Origin of the sequence: Enterobacter sp. JBIWA003 (assembly GCF_019968825.1) — a bacterium.
Lineage (GTDB): Bacteria > Pseudomonadota > Gammaproteobacteria > Enterobacterales > Enterobacteriaceae > Enterobacter > Enterobacter quasiroggenkampii.
The window spans coordinates 2,615,915-2,634,767 of sequence record NZ_CP074170.1; the positions used below are offsets into that span (position 1 = coordinate 2,615,915).

General features: G+C 57.5%; 13 protein-coding genes and 1 pseudogene. 8 read left to right on the forward strand and 6 right to left on the reverse strand.

Annotated features, from left to right (window positions below):
- Positions 1-44 precede the first annotated feature (44 nt).
- Both KGP25_RS12575 and ansP read left to right on the forward strand, forming a co-directional pair.
- Positions 45-959, forward strand: a complete 915-nt coding sequence (locus KGP25_RS12575; protein ID WP_063621792.1) for a LysR family transcriptional regulator — start codon at positions 45-47, stop codon at positions 957-959.
- A gap of 304 nt (positions 960-1,263) precedes the next feature.
- Positions 1,264-2,760 (forward strand): L-asparagine permease, encoded by a 1,497-nt coding sequence (gene ansP / locus KGP25_RS12580; protein WP_008501774.1) that lies wholly within the window; start codon positions 1,264-1,266, stop codon positions 2,758-2,760.
- Positions 2,761-2,852: 92 nt separating this feature from the next.
- On the opposite strand, the gene KGP25_RS12585 is transcribed toward ansP, so the two are convergent.
- A complete protein-coding gene (locus KGP25_RS12585; protein ID WP_223539042.1) occupies positions 2,853-3,914 on the reverse strand; it encodes a YncE family protein in 1,062 nt (353 codons plus the stop codon).
- Positions 3,915-4,156: 242 nt separating this feature from the next.
- On the opposite strand from KGP25_RS12585, the pseudogene pqqU reads away from it, so the two are divergent.
- Positions 4,157-6,269: pseudogene (pqqU, locus tag KGP25_RS12590) on the forward strand (TonB-dependent receptor PqqU).
- Between the two features lie 120 nt (positions 6,270-6,389).
- Here the strand turns inward: pqqU and KGP25_RS12595 are convergent.
- The 3 genes from KGP25_RS12595 to KGP25_RS12605 form a co-directional block, all read right to left on the reverse strand.
- Positions 6,390-7,058 (reverse strand): GntR family transcriptional regulator, encoded by a 669-nt coding sequence (locus KGP25_RS12595; RefSeq protein ID WP_044596524.1) that lies wholly within the window; start codon positions 7,056-7,058, stop codon positions 6,390-6,392.
- Positions 7,059-7,315: 257 nt separating this feature from the next.
- On the reverse strand, positions 7,316-8,356 hold the full coding sequence (locus tag KGP25_RS12600; RefSeq protein WP_104948438.1) for an NADP-dependent oxidoreductase: 1,041 nt from the start codon (positions 8,354-8,356) through the stop codon (positions 7,316-7,318).
- A 65-nt stretch (positions 8,357-8,421) separates the two neighbouring features.
- Positions 8,422-8,997 (reverse strand): helix-turn-helix domain-containing protein, encoded by a 576-nt coding sequence (locus KGP25_RS12605; protein WP_008501301.1) that lies wholly within the window; start codon positions 8,995-8,997, stop codon positions 8,422-8,424.
- 148 nt (positions 8,998-9,145) lie between these two features.
- Here KGP25_RS12605 and KGP25_RS12610 point away from each other — a divergent pair, with 148 nt between their 5' ends.
- Both KGP25_RS12610 and KGP25_RS12615 read left to right on the forward strand, forming a co-directional pair.
- Entirely contained in the window at positions 9,146-9,664 is a 519-nt protein-coding gene (locus tag KGP25_RS12610) for a GNAT family N-acetyltransferase (RefSeq protein ID WP_023292298.1), read from the forward strand.
- Positions 9,661-10,110 carry a DMT family transporter gene (locus tag KGP25_RS12615; protein ID WP_069719147.1) on the forward strand — a complete coding sequence of 150 codons (450 nt, stop codon included), beginning with the start codon at positions 9,661-9,663 and terminating at the stop codon, positions 10,108-10,110. The genes KGP25_RS12610 and KGP25_RS12615 overlap by 4 nt, the downstream gene beginning before the upstream one ends.
- A gap of 3 nt (positions 10,111-10,113) precedes the next feature.
- Here KGP25_RS12615 and KGP25_RS12620 read toward each other — a convergent pair whose 3' ends face one another.
- Positions 10,114-10,347 (reverse strand): YdcY family protein, encoded by a 234-nt coding sequence (locus tag KGP25_RS12620; protein WP_008501298.1) that lies wholly within the window; start codon positions 10,345-10,347, stop codon positions 10,114-10,116.
- 100 nt (positions 10,348-10,447) lie between these two features.
- Positions 10,448-12,046: an ABC transporter substrate-binding protein gene (locus KGP25_RS12625; protein WP_128301699.1), complete on the reverse strand. Its 1,599-nt coding sequence runs from the start codon at positions 12,044-12,046 to the stop codon at positions 10,448-10,450.
- Between the two features lie 283 nt (positions 12,047-12,329).
- Between KGP25_RS12625 and KGP25_RS12630 the strand changes: the two genes are divergently transcribed.
- Genes KGP25_RS12630 through KGP25_RS12640 form a run of 3 tightly spaced genes read left to right on the forward strand, consistent with a single transcriptional unit; the run spans position 12,330 to position 18,839 of the window.
- Positions 12,330-13,679 (forward strand): SrfA family protein, encoded by a 1,350-nt coding sequence (locus KGP25_RS12630; protein WP_223539043.1) that lies wholly within the window; start codon positions 12,330-12,332, stop codon positions 13,677-13,679.
- Between the two features lie 4 nt (positions 13,680-13,683).
- On the forward strand, positions 13,684-16,665 hold the full coding sequence (locus KGP25_RS12635; protein WP_196346412.1) for a virulence factor SrfB: 2,982 nt from the start codon (positions 13,684-13,686) through the stop codon (positions 16,663-16,665).
- A complete protein-coding gene (locus KGP25_RS12640) occupies positions 16,662-18,839 on the forward strand; it encodes a virulence factor SrfC family protein (RefSeq protein ID WP_223539044.1) in 2,178 nt (725 codons plus the stop codon). The genes KGP25_RS12635 and KGP25_RS12640 overlap by 4 nt, the downstream gene beginning before the upstream one ends.
- Positions 18,840-18,853 lie beyond the last annotated feature (14 nt).

Genomic DNA, 18,853 nt, shown 5'->3' on the forward strand with positions numbered 1-18,853 from the left:
TAATCAGATAGGACACATGACTGAAACTCATAAATAGAACCTCGATGCTAAAAGATAATTTCAACGATCTGCTCTCCTTTATGGTGGTGGCCCGCGAGCGCAGCTTTACGCGCGCAGCGGCGCAGCTGGGCGTCTCGCAATCGGCACTGAGCCATGCGATGCGCAAGCTTGAGGCGCGATTAGACGTTCGTCTGTTAACCCGCACAACCCGCAGCGTGGTTCCGACACCCGCGGGTGAGCAGCTTTTTTCGCGCCTCAGCCCGCATCTGCTGGAGATCGAACAGGAACTCACGGCGCTTCGCAGCACCCGCGACAAACCCGCAGGCGCTATCCGCATCGTCGCCGGCGAGCACGCGATGGACGCCGTGCTCTGGCCGGTACTGAAGCCTTTTATGCTGCAGTATCCTGACATTAACGTTGAAGTGACGATCGACAATGGCCTGACAGATATCGTAGATGGCCGCTTCGACGCGGGGGTTCGCCTGGGTGAACAGGTGGCAAAAGACATGATTGCGGTGCGGATTGCGCCGGACATGCGCATGGCGGTCGTCGGCTCCCCGGATTACCTGGCTCGTTTTGGCGTGCCGCTCGTGCCGGAGCAACTGGGTGAACACCGCTGTATCAATCTCCGCCTGCCCACCCGAGGGGGATTGTATGACTGGGAATTTGAGCGTGACGGGCGCGAGCTTCGCGTGCGGGTTGACGGACAGCTTACGCTGAATAACCTATCGCAGCGCATCGACGCCGCGGAGAATGGTCTCGGATTAGCCTACGTGCCCGAGTCCTCGGTTCTGGACGCTCTGAATCAGGGAAGGCTGGTCAGGGTCCTTGAATCGTGGTGCCCCACGTTTGAAGGATATCACCTCTATTATCCGAGCCGTCGGCAGCACACAACCGCGTTCAGGTTACTTCTCGATGCCCTGCAGCAGCAAAAATTTATACCATCTGGTAATAATTAAGATAATCTGATGATTAAATAATCAACCCCGCCATTGTTTTGACTAAAAACTCATCACGTTTCAGCGTGTTGTGATCCCCGTCTGCTCTGACCACACGATTTCCTTCGACGTGCATCACTTTCGGCACGGTTATATTTTGCGTCGCTTATGAATTGCAGGTAGGATGCCTCGCCATGTTTCGCCTTATCCATACGCAGAATGACTGGGGAGGCGACATGTGTTTGCGCAGAAGCAATCGTTTGTATTGCGCTCTGCCAGGCAGGACTATCACGATAATGGTTCAGACAGGCAAACAGGTAACTCAATGAAAACAAGCAATAAAAGCGCAGCCGATCATCATGCTGCTAAACGTCGCTGGTTGAACTCCCACGAAGAGGGCTACCACAAAGCGATGGGCAACCGTCAGGTTCAAATGATCGCCATCGGCGGCGCTATCGGAACGGGTCTGTTTTTAGGTGCTGGTGCACGCCTGCAGATGGCTGGCCCGGCTCTCGCCCTGGTCTATCTGGTGTGCGGGATCTTCTCTTTCTTCATTCTTCGTGCACTGGGCGAACTGGTACTGCATCGCCCTTCCAGCGGCAGCTTCGTCTCTTACGCCCGTGAATTCCTCGGTGAAAAAGCCGCTTACGTCGCGGGCTGGATGTACTTCGTCAACTGGGCGATGACCGGTATCGTCGATATCACCGCCGTTGCGCTGTATATGCACTACTGGGGCGCGTTTGGCGATGTGCCGCAGTGGGTCTTTGCGCTTGGCGCGCTGGCGATTGTCGGCACCATGAACATGATCGGCGTGAAGTGGTTCGCGGAGATGGAGTTCTGGTTTGCGCTGGTTAAAGTGCTGGCCATCGTGGTGTTCCTGGTCGTGGGTACCGTCTTCCTCGGCAGCGGTAAGCCGCTGGATGGCAATGCCACCGGCTTCCACCTGATAACCGATAACGGCGGATTCTTCCCGCACGGTCTGCTGCCTGCGCTGGTTCTGGTTCAGGGCGTCGTGTTCGCCTTCGCCTCCATCGAGCTGGTGGGTACCGCAGCAGGTGAATGTAAAGATCCGCAGACGATGGTGCCAAAAGCCATCAACAGCGTGATCTGGCGTATCGGTCTCTTCTACGTCGGTTCCGTGGTGCTGCTGGTGCTGCTGCTGCCGTGGAACGCCTACCAGGCGGGCCAGAGTCCGTTCGTGACCTTCTTCTCTAAGCTGGGCGTGCCTTACGTGGGTAGCATCATGAACATCGTGGTGCTGACGGCGGCGCTCTCCAGCCTGAACTCCGGCCTCTACTCGACCGGTCGTATCCTGCGCTCCATGTCGATGGGCGGTTCTGCACCGAAGTTCATGTCGAAGATGAGCAAGCAGCACGTGCCGTACGCCGGTATTCTGGCGACGCTGGTGGTCTATGTCTTCGGCGTGTTCCTGAACTACCTCGTTCCGTCTCAGGTGTTCGAAATCGTTCTGAACGTGGCTGCACTCGGGATTATCGCATCCTGGGGCTTTATCGTGGTCTGCCAGATGCGTCTGCGCAAGGCGATTAAAGAAGGCAAAGCCGCTGACGTCAGCTTCAAGCTGCCTGGCGCGCCGGTAACGTCCTGGCTCACCCTGCTCTTCCTGTTCAGCGTGCTGGTGCTGATGGCGTTCGACTACCCGAACGGCACCTACACCATCGCGACCATTCCGCTGCTGGCCGTGCTGCTGATTGCGGGCTGGTTCGGCGTGCGTAAACGCGTTCACGAAATTCACAGCACCGCGCCGGTTCATCCCGATGATGAAAAACACGACGCGCCGCTGGTGGAAGAAACCTCGCGTTAATAAAAAAGCCGGGTGGCGGCTTCGCCTTACCCGGCCTACATTTCATTATTTTGTAGGCCCGGTAAGCGCAGCGCCACCGGGCAATTCCCATCTTACAGCGCGATACGAATGACATCGTCAGGCTGGGTGGCTTCCTGCTGGCGGGTGGATTTTTGTTTCACCGTCACGTACAGGGTTTTGCCATCCGCAGAGAGCGCCAGGCTGTTCGGGTAGACCGGCGTGTCGAACGTTTTAGTCACCTTATACGTTTTCCCATCAATCACGCTCACCTTGCCGGCTTCACGGTGCGTCACGTAGGCTTCATTACGGGCCGGGTTAAACAGGACCGCCAGGGATTCCGGCGCGGCGATTTTCGCGATCACGCTGCCGTCTTTCAGGCTCACCACCAGCACTTCCGGCTGTTTTGAATCGGTCAGGAACGCGCGCTGACCGGCTGTATCGAGGCTCAGGTTCAGGTAGAAGTGCTCTTTCCCGTCATCCTGCACTTTTTTACGGCTCAGGATTTTGTTCGTTGCCGTATCAATGGTTAACAGCTCGCCGTCTGCATTCGTGGTGTACAGACGTTTCGCCTGCGCATCCAGCGCCAGGCCGGTGCTGTAAGTGCCGGTATTGGCAATGGTCTCTTTCAGCTTCAGCGTGGCGCCATCCACCACCCAAATCACGCTCTCTTTACCGACACCGGTGATGTAAATCGTGTTGCTTGCGTCATCCGCCACCAGCTGGCGCGGCTGCAGCGGTTTGACGGTTTCGCTGCGTTGACGCCCGTCCAGTACCAGTCGCCCTTTTACGTCACCCGTTTTTGCATCAATCGCGGTTACCGCGCCGTTGATCGTATTACCGAACCACAGCGTTTGGGTCGCGTTGTCAAAGGTGGCACCAAAGGGTTTGAGATCGCTATGGATCGCCTGCGTCACGTCCAGCGTGACCGGATCAAGACGGTAAACAATCCCGCCCTTGTCGGTTTTACGGCTTTGCGAGGTCGCCACCCACAGCGCATTCTCCTGCTGGCTCACGGCCATTTCATACGCCCCTTTGCCCACCGCTTTACGCAGCACCTCTTCGGCGGCATGCACCTGGAACGTCCCGGCAAGCAGTAAAGTGGCAGACAGCAGTGACAGGCTCAGACGCGGCGAGCACAGATGACGTAAAAACATAACAATTCCTTTTCTGAAAAGTGGGGTTTGGGCTGACATCACTTCCGGCAGACAACGTCATGGCATTGCCTTTTGATAATGAGAATAGTAATCATTAATCAGATGAATGTGGAGTTTTTCTTTCCCCTCTCGCCTTTCATTAACGCAATGTGCGGTTATAGTTTTCAAAACATTTACAAAACCTTTAACATGTATGGACATGTTCCATTTGGTTCGTTTACATACCACAACCGGTTTTATTCATGAAAATCATTTCTGCCCGTAAGGCTTCTCTCCCGCTGCTGCTGGTTCCTGTTATTTTTGCGCCGCTCACCGCCATGAGCGCAGAGGAACAGACCATGATCGTCAGCGCCACGCCGCAAACCGTATCGGAACTCGATACCCCGGCAGCGGTCAGCGTCGTCAATGGCGATGATATGCGCCAGGCTGCCCCCCGCATCAACCTGTCTGAATCCCTTGGCAGCGTACCCGGGCTGCAAATTCAGAACCGTCAGAACTACGCCCAGGATCTCCAGCTGTCGATGCGCGGATTTGGCGCTCGCTCAACCTTCGGGGTGCGCGGTATCCGTATGTACGTCGACGGTATTCCAGCCACCATGCCGGACGGACAGGGCCAGACCTCCAACATCGATCTTTCCAGCGTGGAGAGCGTTGAAGTGCTGCGCGGTCCCTTCTCAGCTCTGTACGGCAACGCCTCCGGCGGCGTGATTAACATCAACACCCAGACCGGTCAGCAGCCGCCGACTATTGAAGCGAGCAGCTATTACGGCAGCTACGGTACCTGGCGCTACGGTATGAAAGCCACCGGCGCGATGGGTGATGGCACCCACGCGGGCGATGTGGATTACACCGTTTCCACCACCCGTTTCACCACCCAGGGCTACCGCGACCACAGCGGCGCGCGGAAGAATCTTGCCAACGCGAAGCTGGGCGTGCGTATTGATGACGTCAGCAAGCTGACGCTGATCTTCAACAGCGTGGACATGAAGGCCAACGATCCGGGTGGACTGAATTATCAGGAGTGGCGGGACAACCCGCGCCAGTCGCCGCGCGGCGATCAGTACAACACCCGCAAGACCATCAAGCAGACCCAGGCCGGTCTGCGCTACGATCGCCAGCTCAGCACCCAGGACGACCTGAGCGTGATGATGTACGCTGGCGAGCGTGAAATGACGCAGTACCAGTCGATTCCGTATCAGCCGCAGCTAAAAGCCACTCACTCCGGCGGGGTGATTGATATGCAACGCCACTATCAGGGCGTGGATACCCGCTGGACGCACCGCGGCGAGCTGCTGGTGCCGGTGACCTTTACCACCGGTCTGAACTACGAAAACCTGAGTGAAGATCGTCGCGGCTACGAGAACTTCGTGATGAGCAATGGGGTGCCGGATTACGGCGTCAAAGGCGATAAACGTCGCGACGAACGCAACCTGATGTGGAACGTCGATCCTTATCTGCAGAGCAGCTGGCAGCTGACGCAGAAACTCTCTGTCGATGCGGGTGTTCGCTACAGTTCGGTCTGGTTTGATTCCAATGACCATTACGTTACGCCGGGCAACGGCGATGACAGCGGTGACGCGAGCTATCACAAATGGCTCCCGGCGGGCGCCGTGAAGTATGCGGTGACTGACGGGTGGAACCTCTACGCTGCCGCAGGGCGTGGGTTTGAAACGCCAACCATCAACGAACTCTCCTATCGTGCCGATAATCAGGGCGGTCTGAATATTGGCCTGAAGCCATCCACGAACAACACGTATGAAGTGGGCAGCAAAACCCGAATCGGCAACGGTCTGCTGACGGCGGCGTTGTTCCGCACCGATACGGATGATGAGATCGTGGTGGACTCCAGTTCCGGCGGCCGCACAACCTATAAAAATGCCGGTAAAACCCGCCGTCAGGGTGTGGAAGTTTCCCTGGATCAGCAGTTCGCGGAGAACTGGAAGCTTAAGATGGCGTGGACGTATCTGGATGCCACCTACCGGACTAACGTCTGCAGCGACGCAGACTGTAACGGTAACCGTATGCCGGGGATTGCGCGCAACATGGGCTTCGCTTCGTTTGGCTGGCAGCCGGAGGAAGGCTGGTGCGGGCACGGACGTGCGTTACATGAGCGATATCATGGCCGACGACGAAAACACCGCGAAAGCGCCGTCTTATACGGTAGTCGGGCTGAATACCGGGTATAAGTTTAACTACGGCAACTGGGGAATGGACGTCTTTGGCCGCGTCGATAACCTGTTCGATAAAGAGTACGCGGGATCGGTTATTGTCAACGAGTCCAACGGTCGTTATTACGAGCCTGCACCAGGCCGTAACTATGGCGTCGGGCTGTCGGTCTCTTATCGCTTCGAGTAAGCAAAAAAGAAAAGTTTATTTTATAAATGAAATAACCCTCCTGATGGCAATAAGCCATCAGGAGTTATTCACCAGATAAATAATTAGCGGCGGTATATAGTCGCTCTGATAAATAATCTCTCAGTTAAAATATTGTCGCTGTAAAAGAGAATCCGCTTCATCAATCAACTTATCAATCGCCTTTTGGCTGGCCTCCACATCTCTCCGCTCAAGGGCTGAAAGAAGCTCGTCATAGTGATATGTTGCCGTTTTGATGTCGCTAAGCTCCTGGTGCAGATAGTTCATACAGGGGCCGATGCGGACCCATAGCTGTTCAATTAAGGCATTAAGCGTCGGCATTTCAGCATACTGATAAAGCGTAAACCTGAAGACACGATTCGCATGCAAGGCCTGCTGAACGTTTCCATTGCGCATGGCCTCATGGAAGGCCTCTGACATTTTGCGCAACGCCTCCAGCTTGCCGTCTGACATATTCTGGCATGCTGCGGCAACCGCCATTGGCTCAAGTTGTTTTCGGATAGCGTTAATCTCGTTATAACGCTCCAGCGTCACCTCAGGGACCAGAAAAGCCTGCGCTGGCGTGGCGTGAAGCGCGCCTGAGGAGACCAGGCGCAGTAGCGCTTCGCGGACCGGCGTAATACTGGTGCCTAATTTATCAGCAATCTCTTTCGTAATCAGTCGTGCTCCTGGTTTGAGGGAGCCTGTAATTAACGCCCCTTTCAAACTGTGTTCAACCTGCATAGTAAGGCTAACCCTTTGGGCTTTTTCTAAGTGATCCAAATCAAGCATGTGGAATTCCTGTAGCTAAAACTTAATGCTATTTTTAAACGCCAGTTTTAATAAAACGGCGCCGGTACGATATATCCTGTATCGTCATGCCTGGTGGTGGGAAGTACGTAAAACAGCAAAAAAAAAGCAAACATCATTTTTTTTATCGTTTTCGGGCTCATCCGGGATGATGGCGCGAAAAACCGTGTCCAGTAATTAAAGACAATATATCGTATCTTCACAAATAAATATGGCGGGAAACCCCGCCATTGTGCGCTTTATTTATTGTCACTCGCGACGCGAATCACGACTTTGCCGAAGTTTCGTCCTTCCAGCAGGCCAATCAGCGCCTCGGGAGCGTTTTCCAGCCCGTCCGTCACCTGTTCGCGATAGTGGATTTTTCCCTCCTGCACCCAGCGCCCCATCTCTTCCTGGAACTCATGAATGCGGTGTCCATAATCCTGGCCGATAATAAAGCCCTGCATACGAATGCGTTTCTTGAGAAGGGTCGCCATCAGGAGCGGCAGGCGGTCCGGCCCGTCAGGCAGGCCCGTCGCGTTATAGCCGCTCACCAGGCCACACACCGGCACGCGCGCGGAGGTGTTCAGCAGGGGCAGCACGGCATCAAACACTTTCCCGCCGACGTTTTCATAATAGACATCAATACCGTTCGGACAGGCGTGTTTCAGCTGGTCGGCAAAATCCGCCGCATGGTGATCCAGACACAGGTCAAAGCCGAGAACCTCAACGGCATGGCGGCATTTCTCTGGGCCACCAGCTACGCCGACCACCCGGCAACCTTTGATTTTGCCGATCTGCCCTACTGTCGCGCCAACCGGGCCGGTCGCCGCAGCCACCACCAGCGTTTCACCCGCTTTCGGTTGCCCGATATCCAGCAGCCCCATATAGGCGGTAAAGCCCGGCATGCCCAGTACGCCCAGCGACCAGGAAGGATGAGACGGATTTTCGCCCAGCTTCACCAGGCCGCTGCCGTCCGAAAGTTCATACTCCTGCCAGCCGCTGTAGCCCAGCACCCATTCACCGGCTTTGAAGTCGGGATGGTTTGACTGCTCAACGCGGCTGACCGTTCCCCCAACCATCACCGCACCGATCTCAACCGGCGGTGAATAGGATGGCGCGTCGCTCATGCGACCCCGCATGTAAGGATCCAGCGACAGCCAGACGGTACGAAGCAAAAGCTGCCCCGCACCCGGTTCCGGAACAGGCTGCGTTTCCAGACGAAAATTTTCCGCGACCGGTGCGCCCTGTGGACGAGAGGCCAGCACCCAGCGGCGGTTATGCGAAACAGAGTGATTCATCAGGATCTCCTTCTGGTACAAATGTCATTACAGCCTGGCTCACGTTCAGCGTTATCGCATTAGCATTACGAGCCAGACTGGTTGAGGCGTACAACCAGATAGATGCAGGTTTCATTCGTCTCGTTGATGAACCGGCAGTCATTAGGCGGCCCCAGCTCAAGACAGTCTCCGGCGTGCATCTCGTGGCGGGTGTCGCCCTCCTGAAACACCAGCTCACCGGACTGCAGCCAGATAAGCTGACGCGCCAGCGCGTAAGAAGAGGCCGGCATCGGAACGTCGCTTCCCGCAGGCAGTTCCACCTGAACAAGGTCGATGGGCAGATCGGTACGGGGAGAAACATGGCGGCGGAGGTAGTGCGTCTGCGGATCGCGCCAGACGGGCTGGTTTGCCAGGCGCAGCAGCTTACCCTCCTGCATTTCGGCCCGGGCAATTAGCGTTGACATGCTGATGCCAAACGCGCCCGACAAGCGGGCAAGCAAGGTGGCTGTCGGGCTACTGTCCCCGCGCTCTATCTTATGGATCATGGCGCGGGAGACCCCTGCCCGGTCCGCCAGCTCGCTCAGGGACCATCCGCGAGACTCGCGTTCAAGGCGAATTCTTGCGCTAATCCGTTGATTCATCGTGTCTGTTATGGTGTTCATGACGTCATACTATAGTGTATGAACGGCAATTCAATGGGCTTTTGATAACAAAAAAATATGGCTTATGCCATAGCGATCGGGCGATACAGTTGTGTAATATCGTAGTGATAACGTAATACTATAGTGAACAACACACAGAGGCTTCATCATGATCGTTCGTCATGCCTGCAAAGAAGACTGCGCTGCGATAGGCGAGATTTACAACCACGCGGTGCTGCACACTGCCGCGATCTGGAACGATAAAACCGTCGATACCGATAACCGAATCGCATGGTTTGAGGCGCGCTCGCTTGCGGGCTACCCGGTTCTGGTAAGTGAAGAGGACGGCGTAATCACCGGCTACGCCTCTTTCGGCGACTGGCGCGCCTTTGACGGCTTCCGTCATACGGTTGAGCACTCGGTCTATGTCCACCCGGCCCATCAGGGCAAAGGGATTGGCCGCACGCTGATGAAGGCGCTGATTAACGAGGCCCGCGCCATTGGGAAACACGTGATGGTGGCCGGCATTGAAGCGCAAAACCATGCCTCGATTCATCTCCATGAAACGCTCGGCTTTGTGACGACGGGACAAATGCCGCAGGTGGGAACCAAGTTTGGCCGCTGGCTGGACTTAACCTTTATGCAGCTGCAGCTGGACGAGCGCAGCGATCCGGACGCGATCCCATGAATCAGTCACTGACGCTGGCGTTTCTGGTCGCGGCGGGCATCGGTCTGGTGGTGCAAAACACTTTGATGGTGCGTATCACCCAGTCCTCCTCCACCATTCTCATCGCGATGCTGCTGAATTCGCTGGTCGGCATCGTGCTATTTGTCGGTATTCTGCTGCTGAAACAGGGCGTGGCCGGGTTCAGCGAGCTGGCCGCGACGGTGCGCTGGTGGACGCTTATCCCGGGGCTGCTGGGGTCGTTTTTCGTGTTTGCCAGCATCAGCGGCTATCAGAATGTTGGCGCGGCGACGACCATCGCCGTGCTGGTCGCAAGCCAGCTGATTGGCGGGCTGGTGCTGGACGTGCTGAGGAGCCATGGCATCCCGCTGCGCGCCCTGATCGGCCCGGTGTGCGGCGCGGTGATGCTGGTGGTCGGGGCCTGGCTGGTGGCGCGACGCCAGTTTTGATGGTTACAGTATGGTGCCGCCTTTCGTCAGCTGTTCCTCACGCGCGTCCATCTCCTCTTTATGCTGCTTGCCGTGGTGCGAAATCGCGGTGCGCAGACGCTGCTGCTGAGTGTAGCGATCTTCACGGCTCAGCTCCGCATCATCGCTTAATTCAATCAGCAGTTCGTTCATGTGGGTAATCACGCTCTCTTCGATAGCGGCATCGACGCGGGCGATAACTTCGTTTAAATGTGACATTGTCACTCCTCGTTATGTGCCCGGTGGCGCTACGCTTACCGGGCCTACAGGTGCCAAATGTAGGCCGGGTAAGGCGGAGCCGCCACCCGGCTAAAAAGGCTTAGTTCAGCTTCGCTTTTGAGAAATCGCTGCCCATCAGGCTTACGCTGTACCCGGTCACGTTGCTGCGGGTCGCGTAGAACGTTTTCCCGTTTGCGAGCGCAATCCACGGCGCCTGCTGGTAGAAAATCTCCTGCGCCTGGCCATAGAGCTTCGCGCGCTCGGCCGGGCTGCTGGTCAGCTTCGCTTTTTGTACCAGGGCATCATACCCCTTATCGCACCAGCGCGCGGCGTTTGAGCCGGTTTTAATGCTGTTGCAGCCGAGCAGTACATCGGCAAAGTTGTCCGGGTCGCCGTTGTCGGACATCCAGCCAAACAGCGCGGAGTCATGCTCGCCTTTACGCATTCCGGAGAGATATTCGCCCCACTCGTAAGAGACAATTTTGGCTTTAACGCCGACTTTCGCCCAGTCGCTCTGGATCATCTCCGCGATACGACGCGAATTCGGGTTATACGGACGCTGCACCGGCATTGACCACAGCGTGACTTCCGCGCCCTTCTCCAGACCCGCCTGCTTCAGCAGGGCTTTCGCTTTTTCAGGATCGTAGCTGTAGTCCTTCAGGTCTTTATTGAAGCCCAGCATATTTGGCGGGATCGGCGATTTTGCCACCGTGCCCGATCCCATAAAGACCGCATTAACGATGGCCTTCTTGTCGGTCGCGTAGTTGAGCGCCTGACGCACCAGCACGTTATCAAACGGTTTTTTCTCGGTGTTAAACGCCAGATAACCGACGTTCAGCGCATCGACGGCGTGCAGCGTCAGGTCTTTGTTGTTCTTGATGGCGTCAAACTGAACCGGGGATGGCGCAGGAATGATCTGGCACTCGTTGGTCTGCAGCTTCGCCAGGCGGGTTTCCACGTTTGGCGTAATTGAGAAGATGAGATGCTTCGTCGGCACCTCGCCCTCCCAGTAGTTCGGGTTCGCGACGTAGCGGATCAGCGAATCCACTTTATACTGCTGCAGCACGTATGGCCCGGTACCAATCGGCCAGGTATCCACGTTTTCAGGCGTGCCTTTTTTCAGCATCGCGTCGGCGTATTCCGCGGAGAGAATCGAGGCGAAATCCATCCCCCAGTCGGCCAGAAATGCGGCGTTGGGTTCGCTGAGGGTGAACTGGACGTGATAATCATCGACCTTTTTAACGTCCTGGATCAGCTTATCGAGACCGACATCATTAAAGTACTCGTAGTTGCCCTGCGACACGTTGTGGTACGGGTGTTTAGGGTCTTTCTGACGCATGACCGAGAAAATAACGTCATCGGCATTAAAGTCGCGCGTCGGTTTGAAGTATTTGTTGCTGTTGAACTTCACCCCTTTACGCAGGGCAAAGGTATAGGTCTTGCCGTCCGGCGAAATCGTCCAGGACTCCGCCAGCGACGGCACCGGGGTGTTTTTCACCGGGTCGAAATTGATCAGACGGTTATACAGCACCTGAGAGCTGGCCACAAAAGACGGGCCAGAGCTGGCGATTTGCGGGTTGAAGGACTCGGGGGAGGCTTCTGAACAGTAAATAAGGGTGTCGTTATTTGCCGCCCATGCGGCACCGGCTGGTAACAGCGCGCTCAGCGCAAGGGCGAGCAGTGTTTTCCCTGTAGACATGGTTATAACCCTGACAGTTTTATTATATAGGACAGTAATAACAGCACAGGCGTTTTGACCTGGCAAATAACGAAACACTATCAGGTTATTCTAAAGCCGCGTTTTTTGCTGTTTTAACCGCCAGCGCTCAAAAAGATGATTTGCCTTAAGTGCCATTATTCGTCAAGCACAACCGTCACTTTCTATGCCGCAAGAAATCGGCGCTTTTAGCGTCTCTTCCTCCGTTTGTTTGCTTCCTCGTTTCGTTAAAGTAATGGTGTGAAGAAGTATATGGGATCAAATCGTGGCAAAAACTCTTTTACGCAGCGGTAATCTGGATGATTTTCAGGCCGTTGGCGGCGGCGGACAAGCCGTTTTCGAATCAGCGTTGCAAATCCGGGAAGCGCTCCGTTTGCGCAAACAACAGGCCATCGTCGACTGTCTGGCGATTCCTCAGGTCAACGACAGCGGCGACCGCGTGGACTGGTATTCCCCGGTTGAAGGGAGCGTAATCAGTTGGAAAGCGGCCGATGAAGATGATCGCTATCGCGCCCTGCGCTATCTGGAAAACACGCTCGCCAGCGTCGAGTCATTAAGCAAGAAATGCCTGCAGTCGCCTAAAACCGCGCAACAGCTTTTTGGCTCTCTGCTGTCAAAGGCGTTTCAGTTTCCGGGCGAAAACTTCCTCTTCCTGGTGGACGGAAAGCCGGTCATTAGCTTCTGGGGGTTTGTAAACCTGAACGAGAACGCGCGCGACGATGTCCTCGACTGCCTGCGTGAATCGCTGATCCCTGAGCCAGCCCCCGTTGTGATTGACGATCCTGAACCCGAGCCTGAGCCAGAGCCGGTGATGACCTTTGAGCATGCTGACGAGCCGCTGATCGCCCCTTCCACGGTGGTGCGTATTACGCCGGGGGAGCTGTATGAGCCCGAACCGGCCCCCGCCGTTGCACAACCTGTTCAGGCGCCTGCTCCGGCGAACGTCGTGAAAAAGCGCCGCGTTCCCCTGTGGACCCTGCCGGTTGCCGCCGTGATCGTCGCCGCCATTGCCGCCCCGCTGCTGTGGCCAAAACAGGCACCTTCCGCTGAGCCCGCCCCGGCTCCCACACCTGAACCTGTGGAGATTGCGCCAAAACCGATCAAAGCGGTTGAGCCGCTGGCGATGAAGCTACCGCTGCATCAGGCGGAGGTCGTGGCCAGCAAAGAAAAAGACGCAGCTCCGGCCGCTCCTGCGCCACAGCCCGCTCCGGTGGTGATTGTCGCCATCCCGAAAGACGCCATGGTGATGGAAGCGAATCAGGTAAAAGCGGGATCGACGCGTTTCCTGAACGGCAACTGGCGCGCCATCCTCGATGTGAAAGATCCGGTTACCGGCAAGCCGCCGTCGCTGCGCTATCAGATCCAGAACAATAAAGGTTTCGCCCGCGTTGTCCATGGCGACAACATTGTCTGCCGCGCGGAGGTCTTCTCCGGGCTGCACAGCAATGGCGAGCTGATGATTAAGAGTCGCGGCACTGCCCGCTGCACCGACGGTTCCCGCTACCCGATGCCGGAAATTGCCTGTAAAGCAGGCACCAGCGATATCGCAGAATGTCGCGCCCGTTATGATGCCAACACCGTCGTCCCACTGACGTTCAAGAAAGCAGGTGCCTGATCCTATGCTGGTAAATCTTTGCGACTATAAACAAAGCGTCACGCTTATTGCCAACAGCGGCGTGCAGTTCCTCGATTTCGGTCTGACGCCGCAGGACTCCGCCAGCAACGGGCGCTTCGTACGTAAAACCGCGAACGGCCCGCTATTGCGCCTCGATTTCGACCTGGTCAACGGTCGCTATACCCTGCCCGGCATGAACGGCGGGCAGCCTGAAGTGGTCAAACCGGAAACCACCATTCCGCTGCATCAATCGCTGACGGTACTGGATGGCGTCTGGCTTCCGGTTCCGTTCCTGCGCTTCAACCCGCCGCGGACCTTTGTTGAAGGGCCGGATAACTGGGCGCGCGTTCAGGTGCGCAAGCTTGACACCCCGGACACGGCAGGCAATACACACCGCGTCACCCTCGCGCTTGACAGCCAGATTGCCGATCATGCCACGTCCGCGCTCTCTCCGGTGGAAAACGATATTCTGAACGGGACCCGCTTCGCGCTGGCGTGGCGCGATAACGAGGTAGACAGTTTCCTCGATCAGACCTGGATTGACGGCTGGCTGCGCGAGGCGTTTACCCAGTATGCCGACGGCGTTGAGAACCGCTCTGAACGCGACCTGCAGCAGGCGATGCGCAGTTTTGAATATCAGGCCCACTGGCTTAACCTGCTGACCATGCTCGGTGAACAGCTCACCGTACCGGAAGTGAAATTTGTCACCCATACGCTCAGCACGCCAGCCATTCCGGTCGACCTGATCCTTGACGTGGGTAACACCCACACCTGTGGCGTCATTATTGAAGACCACGGCGATGCGAACGATGGGCTGCGTCAGACCGCCGAGCTGCAGGTTCGCTCGCTCAGCGAGCCGCAGTTCCTGAACGAGCCGCTGTTCACCAGCCGTCTCGAGTTTTCAGAAGCGCGCTTTGGCAAGCAGCACTTCTCGGTGGAAAGCGGTCGCGAAGACGCCTTTGTCTGGCCGTCGATTGTCCGCGTCGGCGATGAGGCCCGCAAGCTGGCGATGCAGCGTCTGGGAACCGAAGGCAACAGCGGTATCTCCAGCCCGCGTCGCTACCTGTGGGATGAAACCCCGGTCGTGCAGGACTGGCGCTTTAGCCAGATGAACAGCAAGACCCAGCGTGAACCGCTTGCCACCGCGTTCCCGCTGATGAACCTGATGAACGATGACGGCGAACCGCTCTTCACGCTGCCGCAGGACGAGCGCCTGCCGGTCTTCTCGCCGCAATACAGCCGCAGCACCCTGATGACCCATATGCTGTGCGAGCTGCTGGCACAGGCGCTGGGGCAGATCAACAGCGTCGCCACGCGCCTGCGCCTGGGCTTCCCTGCCTCGCCGCGCCAGCTGCGCACGCTGATCCTGACGCTGCCCTCCGCCATGCCAAAGCAGGAGCGCGAGATCTTCCGTCGCCGCATGTTTGAAGCCATCGCGATTGTCTGGAAAGCGATGGGATGGCACCCGCAGGATGAGGATTTTGTCACCCGCAAACAGCAGGAAAAAAGCGTGGTGCCGGTACCTGAAATCCAGATGGAGTGGGATGAAGCCAGCTGCGGTCAGCTGGTCTGGCTGTATAACGAAGCCATCTCCCGCTTTGGCGGCCAGACCGAAGCCTTCTTCGCCTCCCTTGCCCGTCCGGACCGTGAGCCTGAGCCGGGTAGCCAGCCGGGACGCGCGTTGCGCGTCGCGTCCATCGACATCGGCGGCGGCACAACGGATATGGCGATCACTCATTACCAACTGGACGACGGTTCCGGCAATAACGTCAAAATCACCCCGCAGCTGCTGTTCCGCGAAGGGTTTAAGGTCGCGGGCGACGATACGCTTCTGGACGTGATTCAGCGCTACGTGTTGCCCGCTCTGCAAACGCAGCTGCAGAAATCCGGTATCGCGGATGCCTCGCTGCTGATGGCCTCGCTGTTCGGTGACTCCGGACGCATTGATACCCAGGCCGTGCTGCGCCAGCAAACGGCGCTGCAGCTCTTTATGCCGATTGGCCATGCCATTCTTGCCGGATGGGAATCCAGCGACGTTGACGATCCGCTGGCCGGTCTGCATGCCACCTTTGGCGATCTGCTGCCGCAGAAGCCGACCCGCAACGTGATGAACTATCTGCAGCAGGCGATCGATCATGCCCTGCCTGCGGGTTCAGACGCTTTCGATCTTTTCGCCGTGCCGCTGCATGTGAACTTCCGCGAAATGCAGGATGCGATGCTGGCCGGGCAGTTTACGCTGGCCTCCCCGCTCCATGCGGTGTGTGAGGCGATTTCCCATTACAGCTGCGACATTCTGCTGATCACCGGACGCCCGGGCTGCCTGCCTGGGGTTCAGGCGCTCATTCGTCACCTGCAGCCGGTACCGGTCAATCGCATCGTCTGGCTGGATAAATACCAGGTACATGAGTGGTATCCGTTCAGTCAGCAAGGGCGCATTGGCAACCCGAAATCGACCGCTGCCGTGGGGGCCATGCTCTGCAGCCTGGCGCTTGACTTGCGTCTGCCGCGCTTCAACTTTAAAGCCGCGGACATTGGCGCGTATTCCACCGTGCGCTATCTGGGCGTGCTGGATAACACCGTCAATACCCTGCGCGAGGAAAACGTCTGGTATCAGGATATCGATCTTGATAAACCCGGCGCGAAGCTTGATGCGCGTCTGCACTTCCCGCTGCGCGGTAACGTGACTCTCGGCTTCCGTCAACTGGCAAACGCGCGCTGGCCGGCCACGCCACTCTACACGCTCAGCATTAACTCGGCCGAACTGGCAAAAGCGATTGCCGGCGACGGCGTGCTGAACGTGCGGCTCAAGCTCTGCGGCGGCAGCAAGCAGGAAGGTCCGGAGGCCTTCGAGCTGAGCGATGCCTGGCTGCAGGACGGCACGCCGGTGGCACCTGACGCATTAACTTTCAAACTGAATACCCTGGCCGATCGCCGACACAGCGGTAGCCACTACTGGATCGACAGCGGGAGCGTATACCTGAAATGACAGCGACCACGAACACCACTCAGGCCTTAATCGGGTGGATTAACGAGACGCGCCTGACCGCCCCTGTGCTGGATAACGATGCCGACGCCCTGCTTGCTCGCATCAACGCGGTGCAGGCGCGGGAGCAGGCCATTGAACGCGCCATGACCCGCCAGAGCAACATTGGGCTTTACGGCCATTCGCAGAGCGCGAAAGCGCACCTGCTCTTATCGCTGTGCGGCAGCGGCAATGGTCGCCTGAACGTGACGCCAGGCCAGCGCACTTTTGACTATTTTTCACATATCAATCCAGGACATGCCCTGACCAATATGGCCGTCCGCTTCACCCGGGAAATCCCGGAAGCGCTTGACGAGGCGTTTCCGCTGCGCCTGAGCCTGGTCACCGAGGCCGAGCTGGTACAGCTGTTTATTGCCCGCACGACGCAGCACCCGCAGATGCGCGCGGTGGATAAGGCGGTCATCGAGACACGTCTGGAAAAATGGCGCGGCCTGCGCCAGCCGCAGAGCGTGCCCGGCATCACCGCTCAGGAAGTGGGGGCAATTGCCCGCTTCTGGCAGAGCACGGTACCCGCAGCGAAACAGCAAATTGATGATGCCCTGTGGCATGAGTTTGCCCAACTGGTGCCTTCACTCGATCTCAGCACGCGAGCCAGCGTCTGGTCGCTGCTCTGGGGCGAACAGCAGGAACTGACCCAGCAGTGGTTAAACCTGGCCCATGTGCTGCACCAGACCAGCCATGCCAGCGAGCTTGCGGCCCCCCTTAGCCTGCTGGTGGACAGCTTTGGGCTGCCGGGTGAAGGGTTCCTGACGCACGACGGCTCGATAGCGCTTCAGCATGCACAGGAGACGCTTCTCCATCCGCTGAACAACGGTGAAATGCTTAACGCCATCAGCCTCCCGGTCGATGTGCTGGCCTTCCTGACCCGCGAAGTGGTGCTGCCCGTTGAGAGCGGCGCGCTGGATAATGTTGATATCATTGATATCCCGGTGTTTGAAGAGCACCATGCCGATCCGCTACGCCAGGCGAAATCCCAGTGGCTGCTTGAGCACTATCGCCAACAGCTTCAACCTGATGTGCTGGTGATTTGTAACGCGACGGCGCAGCACGAACAGACGGCCAAAAAAGCAAAAGTGTTAATGAACTGGGTCAGGGAGACGCAGCCTGCCGAAGAATCAGCCCTGCCGGGGCTGGTGTGGGCGATCACCCCGCATGACGCCCGCTTTACCACCCGGCAGAACCTCGACGAAGCCGTACAGCATCTGCTCGGAAAGCCGGGCTTGCGCTGGGGCACCCTCCAGGCCCTGGACAGCCACAGCATGCAGCGCGTCATTGAGTGGCTGTCTCAGGCCACGTTGCCCGCGCAGCGACAGAAACGTCTCGGCACGCTGAAAAATGCGCTGCATCAGGAGCTCTCGGCGCTGATGCAAAGCTACCTGGCACCGCTGATTGAGGAACCGGGTACCCGACGCGCTCAGGCAGAAAACATGGTGCGCATGCTGCAAAGCAGTGCCGCCCGCCACGGCGAGCTGCTTGAAGGCCTGCTGCCCCCGCTGAAGGCCTTTGAAACGCTGCTGGCCGTTCAGCAGCCGCGCGAGGAGCAGGTTAACGGGCTGTTTACGGATACCATTGACCTGTTTGCTGATAATGCCCAGGAAAGCGCAGGCCTGTTCCAGACCAAAGACAAAGCGCGTCTGGCGCACAGAGTATGGATAAATCATCTGCGCCAGTGGAGCCGCAACGAGGCGACCGCCGCCCGTCTTGGGCTGGATCCTGAGGTGTTACAGCAAATCGCGGATGTGCTGGTCGTCACTAGCTACCGGCTGAATCTGCCTCAACAGCTGCAGCGAATTGTCGAAGCAGATAAAAGTAGCGCTGCGCAACTGCATGCCGTGATGGGCAATTTCGTTGGCTGGCTGGGTTACGACCAGACGCCCGTGGCGACGCGTCCGGCAAGCCGCATCCGCAAGGGCCAGGCCATCTTCGTCACGCCGGTGGTCAGCAGCGCCGAACCTCGCCTGACGCGCCTGGGAGAACAGCCGGTCCATGCGGCTACCGCGTACGTTTACGACTGGCTGGTCGCACTCTATAGCCGCGCGATAGAGAACATTGATTACCAGCACCCGCATGATGTTCAGCCTGACGCACGTCAGGCACTACGGGCTTTAATAAAGTAGCCGCCCTTCTTGCC

Coding starts and splice junctions, on each gene's coding strand:
- KGP25_RS12575 (WP_063621792.1), top strand. CDS start 45: ATGCTAAAAGATAATTTCAACGATCTGCTCTCCTTTATGGTGGTGGCC.
- ansP (WP_008501774.1), top strand. CDS start 1,264: ATGAAAACAAGCAATAAAAGCGCAGCCGATCATCATGCTGCTAAACGT.
- KGP25_RS12585 (WP_223539042.1), bottom strand. CDS start 3,914: ATGTTTTTACGTCATCTGTGCTCGCCGCGTCTGAGCCTGTCACTGCTG.
- KGP25_RS12595 (WP_044596524.1), bottom strand. CDS start 7,058: ATGCTTGATTTGGATCACTTAGAAAAAGCCCAAAGGGTTAGCCTTACT.
- KGP25_RS12600 (WP_104948438.1), bottom strand. CDS start 8,356: ATGAATCACTCTGTTTCGCATAACCGCCGCTGGGTGCTGGCCTCTCGT.
- KGP25_RS12605 (WP_008501301.1), bottom strand. CDS start 8,997: ATGAACACCATAACAGACACGATGAATCAACGGATTAGCGCAAGAATT.
- KGP25_RS12610 (WP_023292298.1), top strand. CDS start 9,146: ATGATCGTTCGTCATGCCTGCAAAGAAGACTGCGCTGCGATAGGCGAG.
- KGP25_RS12615 (WP_069719147.1), top strand. CDS start 9,661: ATGAATCAGTCACTGACGCTGGCGTTTCTGGTCGCGGCGGGCATCGGT.
- KGP25_RS12620 (WP_008501298.1), bottom strand. CDS start 10,347: ATGTCACATTTAAACGAAGTTATCGCCCGCGTCGATGCCGCTATCGAA.
- KGP25_RS12625 (WP_128301699.1), bottom strand. CDS start 12,046: ATGTCTACAGGGAAAACACTGCTCGCCCTTGCGCTGAGCGCGCTGTTA.
- KGP25_RS12635 (WP_196346412.1), top strand. CDS start 13,684: ATGCTGGTAAATCTTTGCGACTATAAACAAAGCGTCACGCTTATTGCC.
- KGP25_RS12640 (WP_223539044.1), top strand. CDS start 16,662: ATGACAGCGACCACGAACACCACTCAGGCCTTAATCGGGTGGATTAAC.